We start from the raw sequence: 24,529 nt of genomic DNA on the forward strand, positions 1-24,529 counted from the left end.
AGATGCAAGAAAATTTAACCGATATTTTGGCTATGGCCAGGTCGGTCTGCGGGCCGGATTCGCGCCGGGGGAACGCTGGTGACCGTCACCGGCCCGACCGAGGCGCGGCTCTCTGGCGGCCTGACTATCGACTTCGTCGTCGTACCCGATCGCGCCCAATTGAGTGAGCTCGTCCAGCGGGTACGGGACGGACGACTGCGGACGAACATCGGCAACGTCTCGACCCTCGACGATGCCGTCGCCGCCTTGAATCCGACCGAGCGACGCAAGGGGAAGACGATCATCTGCGTTCGTCCCTGAGCGACGCACGCCCATTGATGCACGCAGCCGGCCGGCGCTGTCCAGGTCGGCTGGACGTTGAAAAAATGTCCGAAACCGGTGACAGGCCGAATACCTCATTGGAGCAAATCGGGTCGGCACCGCCTCAGACAACCGACATCGATAACAGCCGTGAGGATTTCTCACGGACGACCTGCCGCAACTCCCCACTGGCCCTACCAGTTTGAATCGCGCCTGATCACCTTGACGGTTCATTCCTCGCTGGACGCGGTTGGCTTTCTGGCGGCGATTGCTGCTCGGCTGGCTGAAGCTGGAATCAGCGTGAATGCGGTTTCGGCCTTTTACACGATCACTTGTTTGTGCCCTCTAGTCTAGCGGGGCCGACGAAGCACTGGCTCTTCTGCAGGAGTTGTCCATGCCCGGCCGAAAGGAGACGTAGCTGGATCGAGCCGGACGGCACGCCGTCCTAGAGCTTGAATGAATTTAGGTTTGAACTGGCGCGGCATCGGAGGTTCACCTCTCCCCGACGGGGAGAGGTGAACCGAATTCCGGCAGGCCGATTCAACTAGAACTCATCCTAGTCTAGCTCGTGACGCGCTCGCCGCGCCCATAGACGAGCAGCATCAGGATGATGACGAGGCCGTAGATTACCTGCCGGCCGGCCTCGGGCATGTCCATGATCGACAGCACGCTGTTGAGAAGCACGATCAGCACCACGCCGATCAGCGTGCCGAGGTAACGGCCGCGTCCTCCCAGGATGTTCGTGCCCCCGATCACGACCGCGGCGATCGAAGGCAACAGATACGCATCGCCCATGCCCTGATAGGCCTTGGTCGAATACCCGGCCAGCAGCACGCCCGCGAGCGAAGCCGCAAGGGCGCAAAGCACGAAGCAGATGACGGTGACGCGGCGGGTATCCACGCCGGCGAGATAGGCCGCCGCCTCCTTGTTGCCGATGGCATAGATATAGCGGCCGAGCGGCGTGCGGCGCAGGATGACGGCCACCAGCGCGCTCACCGCGGCCCAGACGAACAGGGCATTGGGAATGCCGAGCGTGCGTCCGGAGGCGAGCGTCTGCATCAGCGCGGTCGCTGCGGTTTGCGGCGCATAGCCGCCGGTATGCGCGACCATCAGGCCGCCCATCACCGCGTTCATGCCCAGCGTGAAGATCATCGAGGGGACGCGCAGATAGGCCACCCCGATGCCGTTGACGAGGCCGACCAGGAGGCCGACGCCGAGCCCGACCGGAATGGCAAGCGGGCCGCCGACCGACGTCGCCATCATGGCGGCGGCCGCCAGCGTCCAGGGCACCGACAGGTCGATCTGGGCGATCAGGATGACGATCATCATTCCGGCGGACACGATGCCGAGGAAGGAGCCGACCTGCAGTTGCTGCAAGAGATAATTCGGCGACAACAGCGGCGCGCTGCCGAAGCGGGAGACGGTATAGACGGTGCCCGCCACCAGGATGACGAGGACGAACAGGGCCGCAATCAGGATCGGGCGGTCATCGCGCGAAAGGCGGAGAGACGCCGTCGTCATCGGAACAGCTCCAGCGTGTTCTTGACGCGCAAGACACCCAACGCCCCGATGCTGACCGCCGCAAGCAGGATCAGGCCTTCGAACAGCGGTTGCAGCAGCGGGGCAATGTCGAAGATGCGGAAGAGAAAGGAGATGACGCGCAGGATCATGGCACCGAAGATCGAGCCGATGGCACTGCCGCTGCCACCGAGCAGCGAGGTGCCGCCGATGACGACGGACGCGATGGAGTTGAGGGTATAGGCGCCGGCCTGCGGAATATCCGCATTGCCCGACGAGGTCTGGATGGCAAGGAACAATCCGCCGCAGCCGGCGAAGAACCCGCCAAGCGCGAACGCCGCGATCTTGGCGCGCTCGATCGGAAGCCCCGACATATAGGCCGCGCCTTCGGCGGAGCCGACCGCATAGACGGAGCGGCCCAGAACCGAGCGGCGGAATGGCACCCAGACCAACAGCGCGATCAGAACAAGAAGCGCGAACGGGACCGGGATCCAGGCCAACGGCGCAAACCATGGCGCCGCGCCATCATTGAAGATGTGGACGGTCGAGGCGAAATCCCCGAGCGAATTGGTCATCGCCCAGTTGAGATCGTCGTCGATCTTGCCGCCCGGCGTCGGGCGCAGGAACAGCGCGATTCCGACATAGACCGCACCCGTCGCCAGCGTTGCGATGATCGGCTGGATGCGGCCATAGACGACGATGCAGCCATTGATGAAGCCGGCGAGCGTGCCGATCGCGACGCACACAGCCATGCCGAGCAGGATGCCTTCGATGCCGCCCGGAAAGGTGCCGAGGTTAAGATGCAGGCCGAAAATCTCGAGATGGATCGGCGTGCCGCCGGCCGTGCCGGTCAACAGATAGCTTGCGAAGCAGCCCACCATGGTCATCACGGCTCCGACCGAGAGATCGAGCCCCGACATCAAGACCGGCACGGTCTGGGCCATGGCCAGCATGGCGAGCGCGAAGATCTCGTCGCTGTTCTGCACCAGCACCGCCGAAGAAAATCCTCGCGGATGCGCCAGGTTGTAGACGAGATAGAGGGCGCAGAACAGCACGACGGCCGTGGCGAGGCCGATGTTCTGGCGGACCCTGATGGCGAGATCGTCAAGCATGGGCGGATCCGGATGCGGCATGAGGCGCAGTCGCGGCATCGATATTGAGGGCGCTCGCGATGATGTTGGTCTCGGTGAGCTCGGCGCCCTCGAGCTCGCGCACGATGCGCCCGTCATACATGATCGCCACGCGGTCGCAGCAGCCGATCAGCTCGTCGTAATCGGTCGAGTAGAACAGAATGGCGGCGCCCTGGTCGGCGAGCTCGCGCATCAGCCGGTAGAGCTCCTGCTTGGTGCCGACGTCGATGCCGCGCGTCGGATCGTTGAGCAGGATGATGCGCGGCCCGGTCATCAGCCATTTGGCGAGCACCACCTTCTGCTGGTTGCCGCCCGACAGGGTCGACACCGCATCGCCAGGTGCGCCGATCTTGATCTGCAGCCGCGCGATCCCGCGTTCGACGGCGGCGCGCTCCTTGGCGCGATCGACGAAAGGCCCGGTCGAGATGGCGTCCAGCGAAGCGATCGCCAGATTGTCTGATATCGACATCGGCAGCATCAAGCCTTCGGTCTTGCGATCCTCTGGCACCAGCGCGATGCCCGCCGACTTCGCGGCCGCCGGAGAGCCGGGGCGCACCTCGCGATCCTCGACCGTGACGCGCCCGGTGACGCCACGCAGCACGCCGAACAGGGCCAGCAACAGCGATTTCTGGCCCTGTCCGTCGAGGCCGCCGAGGCCGACGATCTCGCCGGCGCCGACGCGAAGCGAGATGCGCTCGAGACGCTTCTCCCAGGACAGGTTCTCAAGTGTCAGCACCGGCTTCGCCGATCTTGGCGCCGGCTTTGGCGGATACTGGGCCGCGATGTCGCGCCCGATCATGAGCTGAACGATATCGGCGGTCGAGCGCACGCCCTTGTCGAAGGTTTCGACATGACGTCCGTTGCGGAACACCGAGGCGCGGTCGGCGAGCGCCTCGACCTCATGCATGCGGTGCGAGATGTAGAGGATGGCGACGCCTTCGGCCTTGAGTCTCGCCAGCACCGCGTAGATCTTCTCGACGTCGGCGCTGGTCAAGGCCGAGGTCGCCTCGTCGAGGATCAGGAGCTGCGGCCGTTGGCCGAGCGCCTTGGCAATCTCGACCATCTGGCGCCGCGACAGCGGCAGATCGCGAACGCGCATCAACGGGTTGACGTCCTCGCAGCCAATCCCGGCGAGCAAGGCCTCGGCGCGACGCCGCTGTGCCCTGGCATCGATGAGGCCGAAGCGCCGCGGCGGGGAAGCGATCGAGATATTGTCCGCGACCGAAAGGTCGGGCAGCAGCGACAGCTCCTGGAAAACACAGACAACGCCGGCCGCGTTGGCGGCGGATGGCGTCGCGAAACGGACATCGCTTCCACCAAGGCGCATGCCGCCGGTATCGGGCTGGACCACGCCGGCGATGATCTTGATCAGCGTCGACTTGCCGGCGCCGTTCTCGCCCAGCACGGCGTGGATGTTGCCGCGTTCGCAGGCAAAATCGACGCCCTCGAGCGCGCGCACGCCAGCATAGCGCTTGGAGATGCCGGACAATGTAAGAAAGGCTTGTTGCGTCAGGACGGCATCCCCTTTTCGGCGCGGGCTCAGGCAGTCACGGCCCGGCGGACGCCAGGCCGTGACCAGGACATAGCCGCAGCGGTCACTGCGTGTTCTTCTCGCTCTGCGCCATGATCTCGGGCGCCGTGAAGTTCACGCCGCAGGGGAGGAACTGGTTCGGGGCGAAGAAGTTCGCGTTGAGATCCGGCCAGTAGTTCGTGCCGGGCTTGAGATCCTTGTAGGTTGCGACCGGAATCGGGATCGAGATCAGCTGCGGCATGACGTTGCCCTGCAACGCCGAGATCGCCGCCTTGGTGGCGATGGCGACAAGCGCCGGCGACTGCCCGTAGGACATGCCCTTGAGGCCTTCCTTCCAGTGATCGGCGATCTGCTTGCGGTACTCGTTCTCGCCCTCGCCCGACATCGGCACGAACGGATGCTTGGCGGCTATCATCGCCTGCACCGTGCCGTCCGAGCCACCTTGCGTGAACACGCCGTCGAAATGTCCGTGCACGGCGAGCGCATCGGCGGTCACCTTCTGCGAGGTGCCGGTATCCCAATTGCCTACCACCTCGGTGATGTTGAACTTGTTGCCGGCGCCTTCCATGACTTCACGGAAGCCGAGATGGCGGTCGCGGTCGACGGAGTTGCCCGGCAGGCCGCGCACCTCGAGGATGTCGCCGGCCTTCTTGCCCATTTGGTCGATCAGCCATTTGGCCGACATGCGGCCCATCTCCTTCTGGTCCTCGTTGACCATCATCACCTTGTCGGTGTCGAGGATGTTGTCGAAGGGCACCACCACGACGTTATTCTTGTCGGCAAGCCGGATGATGCGGTCGAAGCCGTCGGGCGCCACTGCGATGGTGACGATGGCGTCAAAACCCTGGTTGATGAAGTCCTCCATGGCGCCGAGTTGCGCCGCGACGTCGGTGCCGGTCGAGACGACCTTGAACTCCTTGATGTTCTCCTTGATGCCGGGCTGTTCGGCAAAGGCCTTGGCCGTCTTCACCATCTGGATGCGCCAGGTATTGCCGACGAAGCCGTTGACCAGCGCGATCTTGTAGGGGCCGGGCTTCTTGGGCCACTGGAAGAACTTGGTCTGGGCGGACCACGGCTTGAAGCAGGTGGGATTGGCGCCGGGCCCCGAGACGATCTTGGGACCTGCCCAAGCGGTGACGGCGGACAATAGCAGGCTTGCGCAAGCAAGCCCCGCAAGACGAAGCGTCGACTTCATGTCTCTTCTCCCTGAGCGTTGTGGTTTTCCGACCCTGGCAGCCTGATCGCCGGGAATTGGGTTCCCCGTGCTGTGCCGGACTAGGATGGCACGCAACCTGTGATGCGCACAAGGCGAATGCCGACGGCGCCTCCGAATGTTTCCGGGACCGCACCTGATCCGGATTGCGCCGATTTGGTGTCTGATCCGGCGTCCTGGCGCCTCTTTTCGGATCAAGACATCGCGGCAGGCATGTGGCGATACCATGTGACATCGTGAGGCTTTTGCATCGAGGCTTTGCTCGATAGAAGCTGGCCCGAAAAACGACTTCGACCGCGTATGTCATGAGCCTGTCCACCCCTTTTATCCGGCGTCCGGTCGCCACCACGCTGCTATCGCTCGGCCTTGTGGTGGCCGGCGCCATTGCATTCTTCAAGCTGCCGGTCTCGCCGCTGCCCGACGTCGACATCCCGACCATTTCGGTGCAGGCGACCCTGCCCGGCGCCAGTCCCGCGGACGTGGCCGCCACAGTCGCCGGGCCCCTCGAACGCCATCTTGGCCAGATCGCCGACGTCACCGAAATGACCTCGGCGAGCTCGCTCGGTTCCGCTCGCATCACGCTGCAGTTCGGTATCGATCGCGATATCAACGGCGCTGCGCGTGACGTGCAGGCGGCGATCAATGCCGCGCGCGCCGACCTGCCGACCAGCCTGCGGAGCAATCCCACCTACCGCAAGTTCAATCCCGCCTCGGCGCCGATCCTGATCTACACGCTGACGTCGGATACGCTGACGCCTGCCGAGCTCTATGACGCGGCCTCCACCGTGCTTGCGCAAAAGCTGTCGCAGGTCGAGGGCGTCGGCGAAGTCTCCGTGAGCGGCGGATCGCTGCCCGCCGTGCGCGTCGAGCTGATCCCTCCGGCACTCTACAAATACGGCATCGGCCTGGAGGATGTGCGCGCCGCCCTCGCCAGCGCCAACGCCCACAGCCCGAAGGGCGGCATCGACGTCGCGAACCAGCGCTACCAGATCTACTCCAACGATCAGGCCAGGAAGGCGGAGGACTACAAATCGGTGATCGTCGCCTACCGCAACGGCGCGCCCGTGCGCCTCAGCGACGTCGGCGACATCGTCGATTCCGTTGAGAACGTGCGCAACCTCGGCCTCGCCAACGGCAAGCCGGCGGTCATGATGATCGTCTATCGGCAGCCGGGCGCCAACATCATCCAGATGGTGGATCGGGTGAAGGCGCTGATGCCGCACCTGCGGGCATCGGTCTCGCCCGCCCTCGACGTCACTCTGGTGATCGATCGCTCGAAAACGATCCGGGTATCGCTGCGCGACGTCGAAATCACGCTGGTCATCGCCGTCATCCTGGTGATCCTCGTGGTGTTCGCGTTCCTGCGCAACGCGCGTGCGATGTTGGTGCCGGTGGCAGCGGTGTCGGTGTCGCTGGTTGCGACCTTCGCCGTCATGTATCTGCTCGGCTACAGCCTCGACATCTTCTCGCTGATGGCGCTCACGGTCGCGACCGGATTCGTGGTGGATGACGCCATCGTGGTGCTGGAAAACATCACCCGCCACATGGATGCAGGACTATCGCGGCTGGATGCGACGCTGCTCGGTGCGCGCGAGGTCGGCTTCACCGTTCTGTCGATGAGCGTGTCTCTGGTCGCAGTCTTTGTCCCGATCCTGCTGATGGGCGGCCTGGTCGGCCGCCTGTTCCGCGAGTTCGCCATGACGATCACGATCGCCATCGTGATCTCGCTCGTGGTCTCGCTGACCACGACCCCGATGATGTGCGCGGTGCTGTTGCGCAGAGATCGCGGCCAGCCGCACGGCTGGATCTATCGCGCCTGCGAACGCGTCTTCGAAGCGATGCTGAGCGGCTATCGGTGGACGCTCGCCATCGCGCTGCGTCATCCCCTCCTGGTGATGCTGATCCTCGCTGCAACCCTCGGGCTCAACGTCCATCTCTACCGGGTCGTGCCCAAAGGTTTCGTGCCGCAGCAGGACACCGGGCTGTTGATCGGCTCGATCAAGGCCGATCAAAGCATCTCGTTTCAACTCATGCGGCGGAAGCTCACGCAGTTCGTCAATATCGTGAAGAGCGATCCCGCGGTCGACACGGCGGTCGGTTTCACCGGCGGCGGACCGGGCCCGGCAGGAGCCTCGACCAATTCCGGCACCGTGTTCGCATCGCTGAAGCCGCTCAGCGAGCGCAAACAATCGGCCGATCAGATCATCGCCCGCCTGCGCGGCGGGCTTTCGGCCGTGGCCGGCGCCACCTTGTTCCTGCAGTCGATCGGAGATCTCGGCACCGGCGGACGCTCGGCCAATGCAGCGTATCAATACACGCTGCAAGGGTCGACCTTCGAGGAGCTGAACGAATGGACGCCGAAGCTCGTCGCTGCGCTTCAGGGCGACCCGGCCCTTACCGACGTCAGCAGCGATCAGCAGAACAAGGGCCTGCAGGCCGGCCTCGTCATTGATCGCGATACCGCCGCGCGCCTCGGAATCACGGTCAGCCAGATCGACAATACGCTGTACGATGCGTTCGGGCAGCGGCAGGTCTCGACCATCTACGTCGCTCGCAACCAGTATCACGTCATCATGGAGGTTGCGCCCGCCTACTGGCAGAATCCGGAAACATTGAAGGAAGTCTATGTCAGCACTTCAGGCGGATCCGCGAGCGGTTCGCAAGCGACCAACGCGGTGGCCGGCACAGTGGTCTCGTCCTCGCTGAAGACCTCGATCAGTTCGGTCGCGGCAAACGTGGTGCGAAATCTCGCGACCAACTCGATCGGCGCGACCGGCAAGGGCGCCGCGTCGACCGGAATGGCCGTCAGCACCGGCCGCGAGACGATGATTCCGCTGTCCAGCGTGGCCCGCTTCGCGCAAGGCGAGACGCCGCTGGTCGTCAACCACCAGGGCCTTCTGGTCGCCAGCACCGTGTCATTCAATCTCCCGCCAGGCGTCTCGCTGAGCACGGCGACCACCGCCATCGAAACGGCCATGCGGCGGATCGACATGCCGCCGACCATCCACGGCGAGTTCGCGGGCGCCGCCAAGATCTTTCAGCAATCGCTCGCGAGCGAGCCGTTTCTCATTCTCGCAGCGCTGGCGACCATCTACATCTCGCTCGGCGTGCTCTACGAGAGCTACATCCATCCGCTCACGATCCTGTCCACCCTGCCCTCGGCCGGCGTTGGCGCGGTGCTGGCCTTGATGCTGTTTCATTCGGAATTCGACATCATCGCGATGATCGGGGTGATCCTCTTGATCGGCATCGTCAAGAAAAACGCGATCATGATGATCGACTTCGCGCTCGACGCCGAACGTCAGCGCGGCCTGTCCTCGCGAGAAGCCATCTACGAGGCCTGCCTGATGCGCTTCCGGCCGATCATGATGACGACCATGGCCGCCCTGTTCGGCGCGGTGCCGCTGATGATCGGCATGGGTGAAGGCAGCGAGTTCCGCCAGCCGCTTGGCATCGCCATCTTCGGCGGGCTGATCCTGAGCCAGATCCTGACACTCTATACCACGCCGGTCGTCTATCTCTATCTCGACCGCCTCAGGCTCTGGAGGCAAACGCGAAGACAGGCCCGCGCGTAGCGTTTACGAGTTCTGCCGATGAGGCGGTTGACAGCGCTCGCGCCTTCGGCCGCAATGGCCGTGCCAGCCCCGAGGTGGCGCATGAACATCCAGACGCGACCGGACCCCCTCGCCCGCGCCCGCGAGCTTGGAACGGAGATTGCAGCGAGTGCCGACGAGATCGAGCGCACGCGCCGCATCCCGGTGGCGCTCCTGGGGCGACTCCATGACTCGCGGCTATTCCGGATGCTGCTGCCGCGCTCGGTGGGCGGCGACGAGACGGAGCCCGCGATCTATGTAGCAGCGCTCGAGGAGCTCGCCCGGTACGATGCCTCGATCGGATGGAATACATTTGTCGCCAACAGCTCAGCCCTGATCGCGGCCTTCCTGGAGCCCGGAGCCAATCACGCCATCTTTGCCGATCCGCGCAGCCTCGTGGCCTGGGGACCTCCAAACGCTTCGCGCGCGAGCGCGGTCGAGGGCGGCTATCGCGTGACCGGCAAGTGGGATTTTGCCTCTGGCTGCCGGCAGGCAAGCTGGATGGGCGCGCACTGCCATGTGCTCGAAGCGGACGGTTCGCTCAGGCTCAACCGCCTGGGTAAGCCTACCGTCCGCACGCTCCTGTTTCCGGTGAGCGAGGCGACCCTGATCGACACCTGGCGGACGATCGGGCTGCGCGGCACCGCGTCGGACTCCTATAGCGTGAACGACCTGTTCGTGTCCGAGGCATTCAGCACCACGCGCGAGGACCCGACACTGCGTCGCGAGCGCGGCCTGCTTTATGCCTTTACGATGGCGGGCCTCTATGCGGCCGGGGTCGCCGGTGTCGCGTTCGGCATCGCGCGCGCGATGCTGTCCGAGTTCATTGTGCTGGCGTCCCGCAAGGCGCCGCGGGGTCTCGCCCGGCTTGCCGACAATGCGGTCGTGCAGGCCGACGTCGCGCGCGCTGAGGCGCGGCTGGGCTCGGCACGCGCCTACCTGATCGAGACTCTCGATACGATCTACGCGCGGGCCGACGACGTGGCGCCGATCGACATAGACGACCGGGCCCGCGTGCGGCTCGCCTGCACCAACGCGATCCAGGGCGCGGCCGAGGTGGCAGACTTCGCCTACAAGGCCGCCGGCGTTGACGCGATCTTCCCGGGCAGCCCGTTCGAGCGGCGCTTCCGCGACATGCATACGCTCTCTCAGCAGATCCAGGCACGCGGCGCGCATTTCGAGGCGGTCGGGCAGATCATGCTCGGCGTGCCGCCCGAAACGTTTCTTTGAGAAGTGCGTCTTGAGAATGCGTCTCGCGTCATCGCCTCTCGCGCCGGTTGCGGCACCGCACCACATTCTCGGGATCGAACGCACATCGATGCCATCTGCCGATATGCGCGTTTGATAGGCAAATTCGTGCCTTGCGGCGGCCGAGCCTGACCTCCACGATGATTGCTCGCAGCGACGCGGACCGAGCTTGGTCTGTCCAAGAGCCTCGAACAAAAGGCGTATTGCCGTCGGATTGACCCGCCCTGACCTTGGGATCATGATCCAGATACGCACTCAACCCGGCCCTCGGGCTCACGAAGCACGCCGGGCGGGAGTAATACCCGTGTGGACTGGGCAACTTGCTTGCGCCGGGCCGCAGTACAAAAGAGGTTGATGCGAACGACATATCGCCAAAAAAGTACAAGGGAGGATGCCTATGAGACTGCAGCGCCTTCTGCTGGGAATTCTTGTTGCAAGCCTTGTCCCGGCTGCGGCCTCGGCCGCCAGCACGATCAAGATCGGTTTTCCGATGCCCCTGTCCGGCCCCGCTTCGGTTTATGGCGTGCCGATCGTCAAGGGCGCCGAAATGGCGGTCAACGAAATCAATGCAAGCGGCGGCGTCCTCGGTCGCAAGCTGGAACTGTTGACGCGCGACAGCAAGGCCAGCGCCGATGAGGCGGTGCGGCTCGCGCGCGAGCTGATCATCAAGGACAGTGTCGACTTCCTCTCGGGGACACTGACGTCGGCGGAAGCGCCGGCAGTGTCGACCATCGCCAAGGAAAACAAGATCGTCTTCGTGGCTCCGACGTCGAAGACCATCCAGCTCACCTCGCCGGCCAACCTGCATCCCTACATTTTCCGCCTCGCCTCCAACACCGACATTGATGGCCGCACGGGTGCTGCGATCATTGCTGGCATGAAGGACGTGAAGAAGGTCGCGACAATTGCGCCCGATTATGCCTACGGCCGCGATGCGGTCGCCGCCTTCGTCGACTACATCAAGAAGGCGCGTCCCGATATCGAGATCGTCGACCAGCAATGGCCGAAACTCGGCCAGAGCGACTTCACACCGTTCATCACGGCTCAGATGGCCAAGAAGCCCGATGCGGTGTTCTGCGACGTCTTCGGCGGCGATTTCGTCACCCTCGCCAAGCAGGCCGGCCCGCTCGGCTACTTCAAGATGATCAACAACCGTCTGGCCGACGGCGGCGAGGTCGGGACGACGGATGAAGCCCAGGCGCTGGGCAACGACTATCCCTTGGGGATCTGGTCCGACGCCTATGATCCCGTCATCTGGGGAGCAAACGAACCCGCCGCGCACAAGGCGTTCATCGAGCATCTCAAGGCTTACACCAAGGAGAAATACGCCTCCGGTTGGGCCGTGATGGGCTACGCGTCCATCTACGCGCTGGCTGAGGGCGTGAAGAAGGCCGGCAGCACCAATTCGGACAAGGTCGCAAAGGCGATGCTCGGCATGAGCTTCGATACGCCGATCGGCAAGCTCACCTTCAACGCGAAGACCCATGAGACCGAAATGGGAGAGTTCTGGGGTCAGATGGTCAAGGACGACCATTACCCCTTCGCCGTCCTGAAGGACCCCAAATATCTTTCTCAGGGGCCGTACACGAACTGACGGCACGCAGCAGCGGAGACAACGGGAGCAAGCGGCGCGCGCGGCGCCTCGTGCGCTCGACGTCTCCGCGCTGCGGCGCGATTGTGCGAAGGGTTGATTCATGTTCGACGTATCGCTCCTGTTCGGGCAGTTTCTTGGCGGTCTCACCACCGCGATGTTTCTGTTCCTGATTGCGTCGGGACTGTCGCTCGTGTTCGGCGTGATGCGCGTGCTCAACTTCGCGCACGGCTCGTTCTATATGATCGGTGCGTATCTCGCCTGGCAGGCTGTGCAGTGGCTCGCGCCGGCGCTGGGTAGCTTCTGGCTCGCGGCGTTTGCCGCGGCGCTCGGCGTCGCGGTGCTCGGCGGGTTGATCGAGCGGCTGTTGCTGCGCCATATTTATGGGCGCGAGGAACTCTACCAATTGCTCCTCACCTACGCGCTGGTCCTGATCCTGGGTGATGCCGCCAAGCTGGCCTGGGGAACGCAGCAGCTCTCGGTGTCGCGCCCGCCGATCCTCAACGGCGGTTTCGAGGTTCTCGGCGCGACGCTGCCGGCGTACAATCTGTTCATCATGTTGACCGGCGTCGTGATCGCCGTTGCCGGCTGGTTCGTGCTCACACGCAGTCCCGCTGGACGGATGGTGCGCGCGGCGGCGCTCGATCGCGAGATGTTAGGGGCGCTCGGCGCCAATGTCGGCGCGCTCTATACCGGCATGTTCGTCGTCAGCTCGTTCCTGGCGGGCCTCTCCGGCGCCCTGGTCACGCCGATCCAGAGCATCGTGCCGGGGATGGACGTCGAGATCATCGTCGAGGCGTTTATCGTCGTGGTGATCGGCGGGCTCGGCTCGTTCTGGGGCACGTTCTGGGGCTCGGTGATCTACGGCCAGGTGCTCTCGTTCGGCATCCTGATCCTGCCGGGCTTCTCGCTGTTCTCGGTCTTCGCGTTGATGGCTGTGATCCTGATCGTTCGCCCCTGGGGCCTGTTCGGGCGGCCGCTGCGATGATGAAAAAGTCCGCCACCGCTCTCCTCCGACGCATTCCGTGGGTGCTTGTCGTCTTTGTCGCGGCGTTGACCGTCCCGTGGCTGGGCACGCGCTACGATACCTTTCTGGCGACCCAGATCGCGATCAGCGCCCTCTTTGCCATGAGCCTCAACCTGCTGCTCGGCACCACCGGCCTCGTCTCGTTCGGCCACGTCGCCTATTTCGGCATCGGCTCCTATGTCTGCGGCATCCTGATGAAGACCTATGGGATGCCGTTCTCGATCGCGCTGCCCGCCGCCGCGGCCGGCAGCGCCCTCGGCGCGCTGGTGTTCGGCTTTTTCTGCGTGCGCCTCACCAAGATCTATTTCGCCATGCTGACGCTCGCCTTCTCGCAGATCGTCTGGGCGATCTGCTTCAAATGGAATGACGTCACCGGCGGCGATCAGGGACTTCCCGACGTCCCCTACCCGAATCTCGACTGGATGTCGCAGGTGCCGTTCCTCAGCGACCTGCGCATCGGCGGCCAGTTCTACGTGCTGACGCTCATTGTGGTCATGCTGTCGCTGGTGGCGATCAAGCGGATCATCGCTTCGCCCTTCGGCCTCATGCTGACGACCATCCGCGAGAACCCGAATCGCTCGGCCTCGATCGGCCTCAACGTCCGCAGCTACGAGCTCGCCGCCTTCGTGATCGCGGGCGGCTTTGCCGGCATCGCGGGCGCCCTGTTCGGCATCTTCAATCGCGGCGTCTTTGCCGACTACGTCTACTGGCCGAAATCGGCCGAGGTGATGATCATGACCATTCTCGGCGGCATCGATCATTTCTGGGGACCGGTGGTCGGCGCCGCAACGCTGGTGCTGCTCAACCAGGAGATCACGTCCTACACCGAGTACTGGCCGTTGGTGCTCGGGATCATCCTTCTGATCCTGCTGTTCGTGTTCCCCGGCGGAATTGTCGGCGGCCTGACCACGGGCTTCGCGTGGCTTCGTCGCAAGGCGGGAGGGCGTGCTGATGCTTGAAGTGCGCGGCCTCTCAAAATCCTTCGCCGGCTTCCGCGCCGTATCCGACGTCGATCTCGCCGTGTCCGAGGGCGAGATTGCCGCGGTGATCGGACCGAACGGCGCCGGCAAATCGACGCTGTTCAACCTGATCACCGGCCACCTGCAGCCGACCGCCGGCACCGTGCTCGTCAACGGACGCGACGTCACCGGCGTCGCGCCGCACAAGATCTGCGGCATGGGGATCGGCCGCTCGTTCCAGCTTACCAATATCTTTCCGAAGCTGACGGTGCTGGAGAACGTGCGCGCGGCCCTGCTCGCCCATCGCGGCCAGGGACCGAACTTCTGGACCCGCGCGAAGGCGCTCTATCACAGTGAAGCCGAGTCGCTGCTCGCCTCGATCGGCCTCGCCGCGCAGGCGCGGGCGACGGCGGGGACACTGTCCTACGGCAACCAGAAGCAGCTCGAGCTCGGCATCGCGCTCGCAAGCGATCCCAAGATCCTGCTGCTCGACGAACCGACCGCGGGGATGTCGGCAAGCGAGACGCATGAGACGATCGCGCTGATCGAACGCATCGCGCACGAGCGCCACCTGACGCTGCTGTTCACCGAGCACGACATGGCCGTGGTGTTCTCGATCGCGCAAAGTATCGCGGTGTTGCACCAGGGGCGCGTCATCGCGCACGGCGACCCGGCGGCGGTGCGCGCCGATGCGCAAGTCCGCCGCGTCTATCTTGGCGATGCGCCGATGGGACCGCGATCATGACTGCACTGCTCGAGCTCAAGGATGTGCATGCCGCCTATGGGCTGAGCCGCGTGCTGTTCGGCATCTCGATCGAGGTCAACGAGGGCGAATGCGTCTGCCTGCTTGGCCGCAACGGTGTCGGCAAGACCACCACGATGCGTTCGGTCATGGGGCTGACGCCGCCAACCTCCGGCCAGGTCCACTTCAAGTCGCACGACATCACCGGCTGGCCGCCGCACCGCATCGCCCGCGCCGGCATAGGATTCGTGCCGGAAGACCGCCGCATCTTTGCGGAGCTGTCAGTGTGGGAGAACCTCGACGTGGCCAGACGCGCCGCGGCGCGGCCCGGACGCTGGACGATCGAGGCGGTGATCGACATGTTCCCCGTGCTCGGCAAGCTGCGCGACCGCCAGGGCGGCTTTCTCTCAGGCGGCGAGCAGCAGATGCTGACCATCGCCCGCACGCTGATGGGTAATCCCGACTTGCTGCTCCTGGACGAGCCGTCGGAGGGGCTCGCGCCGCTCGTGGTCGAGGCCCTGCTCGCCAAGGTCGGCGAGCTGAAAGCGCATGGCCTGACCATCCTGCTCGCTGAGCAAGGCATCGAGTTCTCGCTCGCGCTTGCCGACCGCGTCTACGTGCTGGAGAAGGGCTCGGTGCGTTTTTCCAGCTCGGCTGCCGCGCTCCGGTCCGACCGCAGCGCGCTGGACGAGCTGCTGGCGGTGTGACGCCGGGTTGTGAGGCGGCCGGACCTTGCAAAGCAAGGCGCCGCAAGGGATGCTGGCGGGCCCCCGCTCACATAAGGATCCGCCATGCCCGTCGACACCCAAACCGCCACCAGCCGCCTCATGCGCTTCCTCGCCATCGAGGGCGTGACCGGAAGGGAGGCCGCGATCGGGCGCGAGCTCAAGGCGGCGCTTGAGGAAAGCGGCGTGCCGGCGGATGCCATCCGCCTCGACGACGCCAACACGCGCATTCCGTTGCCGACGGAAACTGGCAACCTCATCGTCGACCTGCCCGGCAGCGGCGTGATGCACAATCAGCCGCGGATCCTGTTCATGACGCACATGGATACCGTGCCGCTGTGCGCCGGAGCGAAGCCGAAGCTTGCGGGGCGGAAGATCGTCAACGACGCGAAGACCGCGCTTGGCGGCGACAACCGCGCCGGCTGCGGCGTGCTCGTCACGCTGGCGGCCGAGCTTGCCAAGCAGAAGCTCGATCATCCCCCGATCACGCTGCTGTTCTGCGTGCGGGAAGAAAGCGGGCTGTGGGGTGCGCGCCACGTCAAGACCCAGGAGCTTGGCTCGCCGGTCATGGCCTTCAACTACGACGGCAGCTCCGCCTCCAATGTCACCATCGGCGCCGTCGGCGCGGATCGCTGGCAGGTCGAGATTTTCGGCCGCGCCTCGCATGCCGGCGTCGCGCCGGAGCGCGGCATCTCTTCGACCATGATCCTTGCGCTCGCGCTCGCCGACGTGAAGGCTCATGGCTGGTTCGGCAAGGTGGTGAAGGGCAAGCGGCAGGGCACCAGCAATGTCGGCCCGGTCACCGGCGGCGAGGGCCGGCCCGCCGGAGATGCCACCAACGTCGTCACCGACTATGTGCATGTGCGCGGGGAGTGCCGCAGCCACGACAGCAAGTTCTTCAAGGAGATCACCAAGGCCTACAAGGCGGCGTTCGAGAAAGCCGCCAAGCGCGTCAAGAACAGCGCCGGCAAGTCGGGCCGCGTCAAGTTCAAGGCCGAGACCGACTACTATCCGTTCCGCATGAAGGAGAGCCTGCCTGTGGTGAAGCGCGCGATGGCGGCGGTGTCCGGCATCGGCGCAACGCCGATCATCCGCGCCGCCAACGGCGGCCTCGACGCGAACTGGATGGTCCGCCACGGTATTCCCACAGTGACCTTCGGCGCCGGGCAGAACGAAGCGCACACCATCGACGAGTGGATCAATCTCGATGAGTACGACCGCGCCTGCGCGCTCGCAGTGCAACTCGCGACGATGCAATGAGCCGCACGCATCAAGGCACGATGAGACTCGGTTGGGGCGACTGACCTCCTCCCTCTCCCCGCTCTTCGCGGGGAGAGGGTTGGGGTGCGGGGCTGCTTCCGCGAATACGGTGAGAGCGGGACTTGTGGAACTCGATACTGGGTCCTGACCGTCACCCTTAAGCCCAGCGCTGCTGGACTTGAACAAGTCCCCTGTGCTCGTTAATTTGGCTTTGTAGCAAGGAGGCCGATGCATGAGGACAAAGACCGTAGCGTTCGTTCTCGGGACGGCCCTGGTGCTGTGTAACCTCTGGATGTTTGGTGTCGCAGCCCAGGCGCGGACGGCCAGAGTCGTTCGTGAACCACAGGAGAGACTTATCGTCAGGATACCCGTGGTTAGGCCTTACTGGGATTCTTATATCGTTCCACGCTATCGTTATCGCCCTCAGGACGACCGGATCGATCCATACGGCCCGCCCGTCGTGCCGGTGATACGCTTTGGGAATCAAGAGGTGACCCTTCCGGTGTGGGCCTGGTAACGAGGCCGAGATAGCTTCGCCCCTGACAATTTGGTCTACGCTCAAGAGCGCCGCAGGGCGCGACGTCGATTGGTTTTGTCAGCAGGTGGCATTCGAAATGAAAGGCGCCGGCACCTGAGTGCCGGTTTTGTGACAACGCCCATTCCCGCGGCCGTGGTGCATTGATTGCTCCGCAGTGTCAGAGAACGCGGATGAGTCTGATTGTCTTCAAGCTGCTTCTGCCGCCCTTCCTTATCCTGCTCGCGAGCCTGGCAGGGCGGCGGTGGGGTGACGCCATAGGAGGATGGCTGGTCGGCCTGCCACTGACGTCTGGACCTGTCGCGGCCTTTCTCGCCATCCAGTATGGCGCTGACTTTGCCGCACTCGCCACCAACGGTTCGCTTGTCGGCACGGCCGCGCAGGCCTGCTTCAGCCTCGGCTATGCGCTGCTGGCTCACCAAGGCTGGATCGTCGCGCTGATCGGCGGATCTGCGGCCTATGCCGGTGCGGGGTTTCTGATCCAGACGATGCCGCTGCCGCATTGGGGCTTTTTCGCACTGGCGCTGGCGGCGCTCGCGGTGGCAGCGAAATTCATTCCCCACCGCCACCCGATGCGAAGCCCAATCGTTGCACCCTGGTGGGATTTGCCGGCCCGCATGGTGGTGGTAACGACGCTTGTCGTCAGCATCACCGCAGCCGCAGCCTTTGTCGGCGCCAAGGTCGCCGGAATACTCGCAAGCTTTCCGATTTTCGGCGCCATTCTTGCTGTCTTCGCCCATCGTATGGGGGGAGCGGCGACGGCGACGCAGGTATTGCGTGGTATGGTGCTGGCGCTTTACGGCTTCGCCCTGTTCTTCTTCGTGGTTGGCCTGCTTTTGGTCAAGCTCGGCGTCCTTCCCGCTTTCCTGGCGGCGGTCGCGAGCACGCTGATCGTGCAGGCTGGCGCGCTCAGGTTTATTCGTCGCGGTCAGGCGCCCAAAACCGAATAAGGCGACCGTGCCCGGTAAGGACGCCGAGAGACGGCGCGCACTGTGATGCTGGCGTTGTGGCTGTTGGACCACCCTCGGTCATTAGCGAGTGAGACGGCCGGTCAGCCTGCCATTTGACTCCGCTTTGGCCTGAGAGCGACCGGATATCTACACTCAGGCAAAACGCATGCGAACGGTCGACGGCGATCCCCGCCGACCCTGCGAGGGCTGAAGCCGCGCGAAAAAAGAGCGGCACAAAACGTGAGCTGGTTCTCGCCCTCAGGAAAGGATGAGTCTCGCAACGTTGGAGCGCAGTCTCCATGCAGCGTACGCCGCCAGACAAAAGCAATCACGTCGAGTCTCGCTTGGCGCGTGAAGCCTTCCGGGCTGCGAGTGGATCGCTCGATGCGGCTGCACGAATTTGCAGCCTCGACGCTCGGCCAAGTCACCAATCCATTGCCCTGCGATCCCGGCGCTGCGTGCCGGGAAATCGCCCCCGACACTAGGCCTTTCTTTGCCCACGTATCGAAGCGTCCGCTACCATGGATTTAAGGCATGTCGCCGTCGACGGTATCTTGATGAGCCGCTCTGGAGGTCATCTCAAATGACTCAGCAACACCCGCCCGGGAAGCAGTGCTCGCCATTCCCTTTAAACGTGTTTCCTGCTAAGCTACTACCCTTTCAGAGATTTTGATTAAGCGGCGTCACGGAGGCGGCAATGAAATTCAACAACATATTTGTTGCTCTCGCTTTGGTTTCGCTCGCAAGCCGATTTGAACAGGTCAGCGCGCAACCCGCGTCAAATGCACCACCGCCTGCATTGACGGCCAACGAAATGAATGTCCCGGCCAATTTGAGCTTTCAGGATAAAATAAAAAAGCATGTAATCATCATAACGAAAGCAGCTGCCATACGAGACTGGGCTGACAAGCAAAAGACTGCAATTTTGGCGAGAAATGGCACGGCCAAGGACTATGCGCAGGCATCTGATGAATATTTGAACGCATTGAAGGTGCTCAGCCCATACGCGATCGCGGACCAACAAGCGCTTTCCCTAATATCTCAGTCATACGTCCTCGATGCCAGCAAAGGGCAAGTCTGTATTAATGGTCAAAATTGTAAACCCGTTGACCCTATGACGGGGACCATGATGTTCATCCATGTTGTTTCTGCCTCAAAAAAAAATAGCAAAAAGCCTCACTCACAGAAGAAGGATGAGCCCAGTACTGTAACCTGTGGCAAGAACACGATTGAGATCAATGGCTTCGATATTTGTAAACTGGTAGACTTTTTGAGAGACAAACCGCTTGATCTAGCGACCTTTGGTGTTCTCCCTGCCCTTCGTGATTTGATCATACCTCCTGATGATACGGGCGAGATAGCGAAGCTTGTACGCGATCCTTTAAAAAGACCTGTTGAGATCATCCAAGATTGGCGTGATCATATCATATCCAAGAATGACAACGGCGAAGGTGCAAAGATCATTAGAGATCCCATCAAATGCACTGTTGGCCACTTAATTGGACAATGCAATTGAAGTTATGAGCGCCGCCCCACACGGTTGAGCGACAGTATTCCCACCATCAAAAAATGCAGCGGCCCATGTCGCGGCAGGGTGTTATCGACCGCTGCAGGAATGACGCGAAGGGTCAACGGACATTCCGCAGCTTATTCGATCACCTCGTCGGCGCGGGCGACGCCGACGACAGGCTGGACTTGCGTATCGAGGGCAGTCGCTCGGCGAGCCGGCGCATCGCCAGGTCCGCAGGGCGCTCGGCCATCAGCTTCTGCAACTGCATGGCGGCGCTTGCCGCATCATCATCGAGCATGGCATAGGCCTTCAGATAGGCTTCCCGCCAGGCAGGCGGCGCGTCATCCGGCCAGGGCTCAAAGACCGCGATCGGCTCCTCGCGCCCGCGGACGGCCAGCCGCCCAAGCGGGCGCAGCAACGGCGCGTCGCATCGCGCAGCTGCAGCGGGCCCGACGCAGATCGCCGAACCGAGCTCCTTGTTGCAACCCTCGAGCCGCGACGCCATGTTCACGGCATCGCCGTGAGCCGTGTAGTCGAGCTTGGATCGAATGCCGACGTCGCCGACGACGGCGGGCCCGGTCTCGATCCCGATGCGCGTACGGCCGAGCCGGATTGCGGCCGCAGGGGCGCCGCTGCGAAAGCTCTCGCTCCACGCCTGAATGGCGATCGCGCATTCGAGCGCGCGTTGTGGATGATTCTCAAGGTCGAGCGGTACATTGAACAGCGCATGCAAGCCGTCTCCGACGATCTTGTCGACCATGCCGCCGTGCTTGATCACGATGCCGGCAACCCCCTCGAAATATTGGTCGAGCGTCGCCACCAGCTCCTCGGGGCCGGCGCGATGCATGGTACCGGTGAAGCCCTCGATGTCGGTGAACAGCGAGGTGACCTCTCGCCGTTCGCCATTGAGCTTGACCAGGTCCGGTTGTTCGACGATGCGACGGACGACCGCCGGCGCAAGATGCTGTTCAAGCCGGTGGCGCACGAACGCTTCCCGCCGGCGCGTCAACGAATAGGCCGTGCCTGCCGTCATGGTGAATACCAGCACGGCCGCAATCGAGGGGGTCAGCGGATCGACGAGGCGATCCGCCAGCGCCGACGCGGCGATTGCGCCGATCCAGAGAAGCGCGATCGCGGCGGTCAGGATTGCGCTGCCGGTGGCCGGCGACAAGGCCGCACCAAGCACGATGGCAAGCGCCCCGATCACCAGGATCGCGAGCGCCTCCACGATCGGCCCGACAGCCAGCGTGCGTGGCACGCGGCCGGAGGCCATCTGCTCGACGGCATCGGCCTGGATTTGCACCGACGGCGTCAGCGGGTCTGCAGGCGTCTTGCGCAGGCCGCCGAGCTCGGGCGCGGAACCGCCGAGCAACACCAGTGCGCCCGCCAGCCGGCCGACGCCGCTCCGTCCTTCAAGGACATCGACCGCGGAAAGCGTGCGGGCGACGCGACGCCGTGGCGCCACTGGCACGAGCCGCAGCAGCCCATCGCGCGACAGCGCAAGCCGCCGGCTGCCGATCACCAGCGTCGGGGGCTCGCCTTCGATAAGATAGCTCGAAGCGCCTTCTGCGAGGCGTAGCGCCTCGGCAGCCAGACCGGGCATCAGGACACGACCAGCGGCAACCAAGACCGGGACCTGACGGATGGCGCCATCGGCGCTGCCAGGGAGTGAGAGCGCGCCAAGCCCGCGCGCCGCGGCGGCGAGCGCATCCGTCGGCCCGATCGCGCCTGCGGCCTGCCACAGATTGTCGAACGGCAGTGGCCCGCGGCTCACGATCGCGGCGCCGGTCAGTGTGCCGTTGCGATCGGGATCGAGCACAAAGCCGAGCGCGACGGGGACACCACTGATCGCTCGCGCCAGCCGCTCGTCGCCGTCCGACAGGGCTCTTGCCAGGGTACTGATCTCGGCGCGACCGGTCACCGATCCAAGCCGACGCGCGAGGGCCGCCGGCGAGCGGTCGTCGGGCTCCGCGAGCAGCATGTCGATCGCAATCGCAGCGGGCCGCCCGCTTGCCACCGCCTCGACCAGCCGCGCCAACGTCTCCCGCGGCCACGGCCACTCGCCCAGTGCATCAATGGACCGGCGATCGATGTCGACAACGATCACCTTCAGGTCCGATGGGGCGGGCCTGCGGAGCCATTGGCCGCCGGCGAGTTCGATGTCGAAGGCGCTGTCGCGCAGGACCTCGCTCGTGGCCGTGGGAAGCAAAAGAGCTGCGGCGAGACAAACAGTCAGCGCCGCCAGACCGGCCGCGACCGGCAGGCGCTGCTGCAATGCTCGACGCATCCTACCCATCGGGATGCTGCCGCGCGATGACGCCGAACAGAGTTGTTAGCGACGACAGTGAAATGGCTCCCCTGGTTTGCCGGCATGTTTTTTTCCAACATGGAAGCCAGCGGCCTCAAGACATTCAACTGACGCTTGCGAGCGCGGCGCGGACGCGTTCAGGCGCCCATCGTTTGACCGGCGTCGGCGGCGCGCCGGGCGAGGCAATGTCCGTACCTTCTCCCTGGCGCAGGATCACTTGCTGACCCGCTGAGGTCACCGCCACCGAGCCGCGCGCAACGAATACACCGAAGCGATCGTTGCTCGGCCCCGCGAAGAATCGTGTGCCGCGCACCGCTATCAGCGCGAAGGGGCTGCGGATTTGCACGCCCGCGCGGCGCGGCTTTCCGTCGAACAGCAACGGTCCCGAGAGCAGCGTCATCTCTCCGCCGGCATTGACGAGAAACCGGTCAATCTTCAGCCGCGCTTGTTCGCCAAGCCTCACCGTCGTATCGCGGCCAAGCCGCATTGCCAGTCGGGAGGTGACGCCGGTCTCGACTTCCTCGCTGAGGAAAACTGGCGCGGCCCGATCAAGCGTGCGGCGCACCGACTCGAGCTCGGCGAATGCCTCGCCCGTGACGTCTTCGACCGAGCCAACCCGTTCCGCTGAACGCGCTGGTCGGAGGCCGAGAATGAATGAGAGCGCCAGCGCTCCGTGGCGGAGAAGCCAGCGTCGATTGCGGGAGTGGTCGCGTTCGGTCTCACCAGGTCCGGTCATCGTCGATCCCCGTTGGCTCAGTGTTGCAGGGAGCAATCATTATCGCAGATGCCAGCGGCGCGTTCTGTCACCTGGTTCACAGGGCCGGACGGTCAAGCCATCTGCAACTCCGCCCCCACATCGTCAACAAGGTCAGTGAACTCGGGGCGCTTCAGCCTGCCGGCGCGCGAGCCTCGCTACCGCGTGGGTCAGCGCATGCGGCAGTAGCTATTTCGAGACCGCTCGGGGCTCGAGACACTTCACCCCGCGACCTTCGACGGAGGGTATCGCGGGTTCCATGATGCGGCAACGACCGTTGCACAAAAAAGCTGGCTGAAGCCCGTTCATCTGTATAGGGGTCAAAAGCCTGCATCGCTTCCCGCCAGCCCTTGGGTCCGCCCCGCCTCTCAGCGCCGACATCGCAGATCCACGACCGAAGCCAGCTACGGGCTCCCAGCATCCGTTCCGCATATCTTGACTCAGCAGCCGGGGGCTCCAATCTTCGCGGGAGTTAGCCGTGTGGAACTCAGCCGATCGATCTTCAGATCGAGCACGCAGTCGGAGGATGGTGTCGTGAAGCGTAGCGATACAAGATTGCTGAGCCGGCGTGAATTCAATGAACGTTGCGTCGCGCTTGGTTCCTTGGTGACTTTGTCAGGACTGTTGGCTTGCGATGCAGCGACTGCCGTCGCCGCAACGGGCACAGCGCGGACCGTCAAGTTTCGCGACGGCACCGTTGTCCCGGCGATCGGTCAGGGCTCTTGGCATATCGGCCAGGGAAGACATCCGGCAGCCGACGAAGAAGAAGCGTTACGCACCGGCCTTTCGCTCGGGATGAGGCTGATTGACACATCGGGGAATTACGGTGAAGGCCGTTCCGAAGAATTGATCAAGCGCGCGATTGCCGATCAGCGTGACCACGCCTTCGTGGTGTCCAAGGTGGAAGCCAATGAGGTCATTGGAGATGCCATGGCGCGTGCTTGTGAGGCGAGCCTGACCCGGCTCGGGACTGATCATCTCGATCTCTATTTGCTGCACTCGCCAACGCCGAACGCCGAGTTCTCCGAGGTCGTAACGGGGCTCGAAGGTCTACGCGCGGCCGGCAAGATTCGGGCCTGGGGTGTGTCCAACTTCACAGTCACACAAATGGAAGCTCTGTTCCATGTTCCACAGGGCGATCGCTGCGTGACCAATCAGGTCTATTACAATCTCGGCGGCCGCGGCATTGAACGCGACCTGCTGCCGTGGTGCGAGCGGCACAGCATGCCGGTGATGGCCTATTCGCCGCTTGGCGGCCTCGGCGCCAATCTGCTGCGTGATCCCGACCTTGGACGTATTGCCGCCGCACACGCTTGCTCCGCAGCCGCTGTCGCACTGGCCTGGACCATCCGCAGCGGCAACGTCATTGCAATTCCCGAATCCGGGTCCGTGGCACATGTCAAGGAAAACGCCGTCGCACTGTCGCTGACACTGACACCCGAGGAGCTTCAAACGCTGGATGCAGCGCATCCACTCTCAGGCCGCTAGAGTTGATTGGCGCTGAATGACCGCTCCCTTGGCGAAGGAGATGCGCGACTAAATATGGGCTGGCTTAAATATGCGTGGAGCTTCGGCGGCGCCGCGCCAATCCTTGCCTCCCAGAACGCAAAGTGCTTACGATTGCATTCGCGCTTC

The 24,529-nt window shown here is 63.9% G+C and carries 17 protein-coding genes and 2 pseudogenes; 13 read left to right on the plus strand and 6 right to left on the minus strand.

Going from position 1 to position 24,529, the window contains the following annotated elements:
- Positions 1-42 precede the first annotated feature (42 nt).
- Positions 43-300: pseudogene (locus VKR55_RS24380) on the plus strand (NADP-dependent oxidoreductase); the annotation flags it as partial.
- A gap of 195 nt (positions 301-495) precedes the next feature.
- Positions 496-718: pseudogene (locus VKR55_RS24385) on the plus strand (ACT domain-containing protein); the annotation flags it as partial.
- Positions 719-861: 143 nt separating this feature from the next.
- Here the strand turns inward: VKR55_RS24385 and VKR55_RS24390 are convergent.
- The 4 genes from VKR55_RS24390 to VKR55_RS24405 all read right to left on the minus strand — a co-directional run bounded on the left by VKR55_RS24390 (position 862) and on the right by VKR55_RS24405 (position 5,674).
- A complete protein-coding gene (locus VKR55_RS24390) occupies positions 862-1,821 on the minus strand; it encodes an ABC transporter permease (protein WP_324407366.1) in 960 nt (319 codons plus the stop codon).
- Positions 1,818-2,930, minus strand: coding sequence for an ABC transporter permease (locus VKR55_RS24395; RefSeq protein WP_324407368.1), 1,113 nt, complete (start codon positions 2,928-2,930; stop codon positions 1,818-1,820). The genes VKR55_RS24390 and VKR55_RS24395 overlap by 4 nt, the downstream gene beginning before the upstream one ends.
- On the minus strand, positions 2,923-4,437 hold the full coding sequence (locus VKR55_RS24400; protein WP_324407369.1) for a sugar ABC transporter ATP-binding protein: 1,515 nt from the start codon (positions 4,435-4,437) through the stop codon (positions 2,923-2,925). The genes VKR55_RS24395 and VKR55_RS24400 overlap by 8 nt, the downstream gene beginning before the upstream one ends.
- A 106-nt stretch (positions 4,438-4,543) precedes the next feature.
- Positions 4,544-5,674, minus strand: coding sequence for a sugar ABC transporter substrate-binding protein (locus VKR55_RS24405; RefSeq protein ID WP_324407371.1), 1,131 nt, complete (start codon positions 5,672-5,674; stop codon positions 4,544-4,546).
- A gap of 323 nt (positions 5,675-5,997) precedes the next feature.
- Between VKR55_RS24405 and VKR55_RS24410 the strand changes: the two genes are divergently transcribed.
- The 10 genes from VKR55_RS24410 (at position 5,998) to VKR55_RS24455 (ending at position 19,838) form a co-directional block, all read left to right on the plus strand.
- On the plus strand, positions 5,998-9,267 hold the full coding sequence (locus tag VKR55_RS24410) for an efflux RND transporter permease subunit (protein WP_324407373.1): 3,270 nt from the start codon (positions 5,998-6,000) through the stop codon (positions 9,265-9,267).
- 81 nt (positions 9,268-9,348) lie between these two features.
- The gene (locus VKR55_RS24415; protein WP_324407374.1) at positions 9,349-10,515 is read left to right on the plus strand and encodes an acyl-CoA dehydrogenase family protein; all 1,167 of its coding nucleotides are present in this window, start codon (positions 9,349-9,351) and stop codon (positions 10,513-10,515) included.
- 415 nt (positions 10,516-10,930) lie between these two features.
- Entirely contained in the window at positions 10,931-12,127 is a 1,197-nt protein-coding gene (locus tag VKR55_RS24420) for an ABC transporter substrate-binding protein (protein WP_324407375.1), read from the plus strand.
- 100 nt (positions 12,128-12,227) lie between these two features.
- Positions 12,228-13,112, plus strand: coding sequence for a branched-chain amino acid ABC transporter permease (locus tag VKR55_RS24425; protein WP_324407376.1), 885 nt, complete (start codon positions 12,228-12,230; stop codon positions 13,110-13,112).
- A complete protein-coding gene (locus tag VKR55_RS24430) occupies positions 13,112-14,110 on the plus strand; it encodes a branched-chain amino acid ABC transporter permease (RefSeq protein ID WP_324407378.1) in 999 nt (332 codons plus the stop codon). Before VKR55_RS24425 ends, VKR55_RS24430 begins: the two co-directional genes overlap by 1 nt.
- Entirely contained in the window at positions 14,103-14,855 is a 753-nt protein-coding gene (locus VKR55_RS24435; RefSeq protein ID WP_324407380.1) for an ABC transporter ATP-binding protein, read from the plus strand. Before VKR55_RS24430 ends, VKR55_RS24435 begins: the two co-directional genes overlap by 8 nt.
- Positions 14,852-15,559, plus strand: coding sequence for an ABC transporter ATP-binding protein (locus tag VKR55_RS24440; RefSeq protein ID WP_324407381.1), 708 nt, complete (start codon positions 14,852-14,854; stop codon positions 15,557-15,559). Before VKR55_RS24435 ends, VKR55_RS24440 begins: the two co-directional genes overlap by 4 nt.
- Positions 15,560-15,643: 84 nt before the next feature.
- Positions 15,644-16,837 (plus strand): M20/M25/M40 family metallo-hydrolase, encoded by a 1,194-nt coding sequence (locus VKR55_RS24445; RefSeq protein WP_324407382.1) that lies wholly within the window; start codon positions 15,644-15,646, stop codon positions 16,835-16,837.
- 708 nt (positions 16,838-17,545) lie between these two features.
- Positions 17,546-18,322, plus strand: a complete 777-nt coding sequence (locus VKR55_RS24450; RefSeq protein WP_324407384.1) for a hypothetical protein — start codon at positions 17,546-17,548, stop codon at positions 18,320-18,322.
- 697 nt (positions 18,323-19,019) lie between these two features.
- Complete coding sequence (locus VKR55_RS24455) at positions 19,020-19,838, plus strand: hypothetical protein (RefSeq protein WP_324407386.1); 819 nt, start codon at positions 19,020-19,022, stop codon at positions 19,836-19,838.
- A 139-nt stretch (positions 19,839-19,977) separates the two neighbouring features.
- Here the strand turns inward: VKR55_RS24455 and VKR55_RS24460 are convergent, their stop codons facing one another.
- Together VKR55_RS24460 and VKR55_RS24465 are read right to left on the minus strand one after the other, a co-directional pair.
- Positions 19,978-22,119 carry a CHASE2 domain-containing protein gene (locus VKR55_RS24460; protein ID WP_324407388.1) on the minus strand — a complete coding sequence of 714 codons (2,142 nt, stop codon included), beginning with the start codon at positions 22,117-22,119 and terminating at the stop codon, positions 19,978-19,980.
- Between the two features lie 124 nt (positions 22,120-22,243).
- Positions 22,244-22,876 carry a FecR family protein gene (locus VKR55_RS24465; RefSeq protein ID WP_324407389.1) on the minus strand — a complete coding sequence of 211 codons (633 nt, stop codon included), beginning with the start codon at positions 22,874-22,876 and terminating at the stop codon, positions 22,244-22,246.
- Between the two features lie 552 nt (positions 22,877-23,428).
- Here VKR55_RS24465 and VKR55_RS24470 point away from each other — a divergent pair.
- Positions 23,429-24,382, plus strand: a complete 954-nt coding sequence (locus tag VKR55_RS24470) for an aldo/keto reductase (RefSeq protein ID WP_324407391.1) — start codon at positions 23,429-23,431, stop codon at positions 24,380-24,382.
- Positions 24,383-24,529 lie beyond the last annotated feature (147 nt).

Origin of the sequence: Bradyrhizobium sp. (genome assembly GCF_035309285.1) — a bacterium.
GTDB lineage: Bacteria > Pseudomonadota > Alphaproteobacteria > Rhizobiales > Xanthobacteraceae > Bradyrhizobium.

Coding starts and splice junctions, on each gene's coding strand:
- VKR55_RS24390 (WP_324407366.1), bottom strand. CDS start 1,821: ATGACGACGGCGTCTCTCCGCCTTTCGCGCGATGACCGCCCGATCCTG.
- VKR55_RS24395 (WP_324407368.1), bottom strand. CDS start 2,930: ATGCTTGACGATCTCGCCATCAGGGTCCGCCAGAACATCGGCCTCGCC.
- VKR55_RS24405 (WP_324407371.1), bottom strand. CDS start 5,674: ATGAAGTCGACGCTTCGTCTTGCGGGGCTTGCTTGCGCAAGCCTGCTA.
- VKR55_RS24410 (WP_324407373.1), top strand. CDS start 5,998: ATGAGCCTGTCCACCCCTTTTATCCGGCGTCCGGTCGCCACCACGCTG.
- VKR55_RS24415 (WP_324407374.1), top strand. CDS start 9,349: ATGAACATCCAGACGCGACCGGACCCCCTCGCCCGCGCCCGCGAGCTT.
- VKR55_RS24420 (WP_324407375.1), top strand. CDS start 10,931: ATGAGACTGCAGCGCCTTCTGCTGGGAATTCTTGTTGCAAGCCTTGTC.
- VKR55_RS24425 (WP_324407376.1), top strand. CDS start 12,228: ATGTTCGACGTATCGCTCCTGTTCGGGCAGTTTCTTGGCGGTCTCACC.
- VKR55_RS24430 (WP_324407378.1), top strand. CDS start 13,112: ATGAAAAAGTCCGCCACCGCTCTCCTCCGACGCATTCCGTGGGTGCTT.
- VKR55_RS24435 (WP_324407380.1), top strand. CDS start 14,103: ATGCTTGAAGTGCGCGGCCTCTCAAAATCCTTCGCCGGCTTCCGCGCC.
- VKR55_RS24440 (WP_324407381.1), top strand. CDS start 14,852: ATGACTGCACTGCTCGAGCTCAAGGATGTGCATGCCGCCTATGGGCTG.
- VKR55_RS24445 (WP_324407382.1), top strand. CDS start 15,644: ATGCCCGTCGACACCCAAACCGCCACCAGCCGCCTCATGCGCTTCCTC.
- VKR55_RS24450 (WP_324407384.1), top strand. CDS start 17,546: ATGAGTCTGATTGTCTTCAAGCTGCTTCTGCCGCCCTTCCTTATCCTG.
- VKR55_RS24455 (WP_324407386.1), top strand. CDS start 19,020: ATGAAATTCAACAACATATTTGTTGCTCTCGCTTTGGTTTCGCTCGCA.
- VKR55_RS24460 (WP_324407388.1), bottom strand. CDS start 22,119: ATGCGTCGAGCATTGCAGCAGCGCCTGCCGGTCGCGGCCGGTCTGGCG.
- VKR55_RS24465 (WP_324407389.1), bottom strand. CDS start 22,876: ATGACCGGACCTGGTGAGACCGAACGCGACCACTCCCGCAATCGACGC.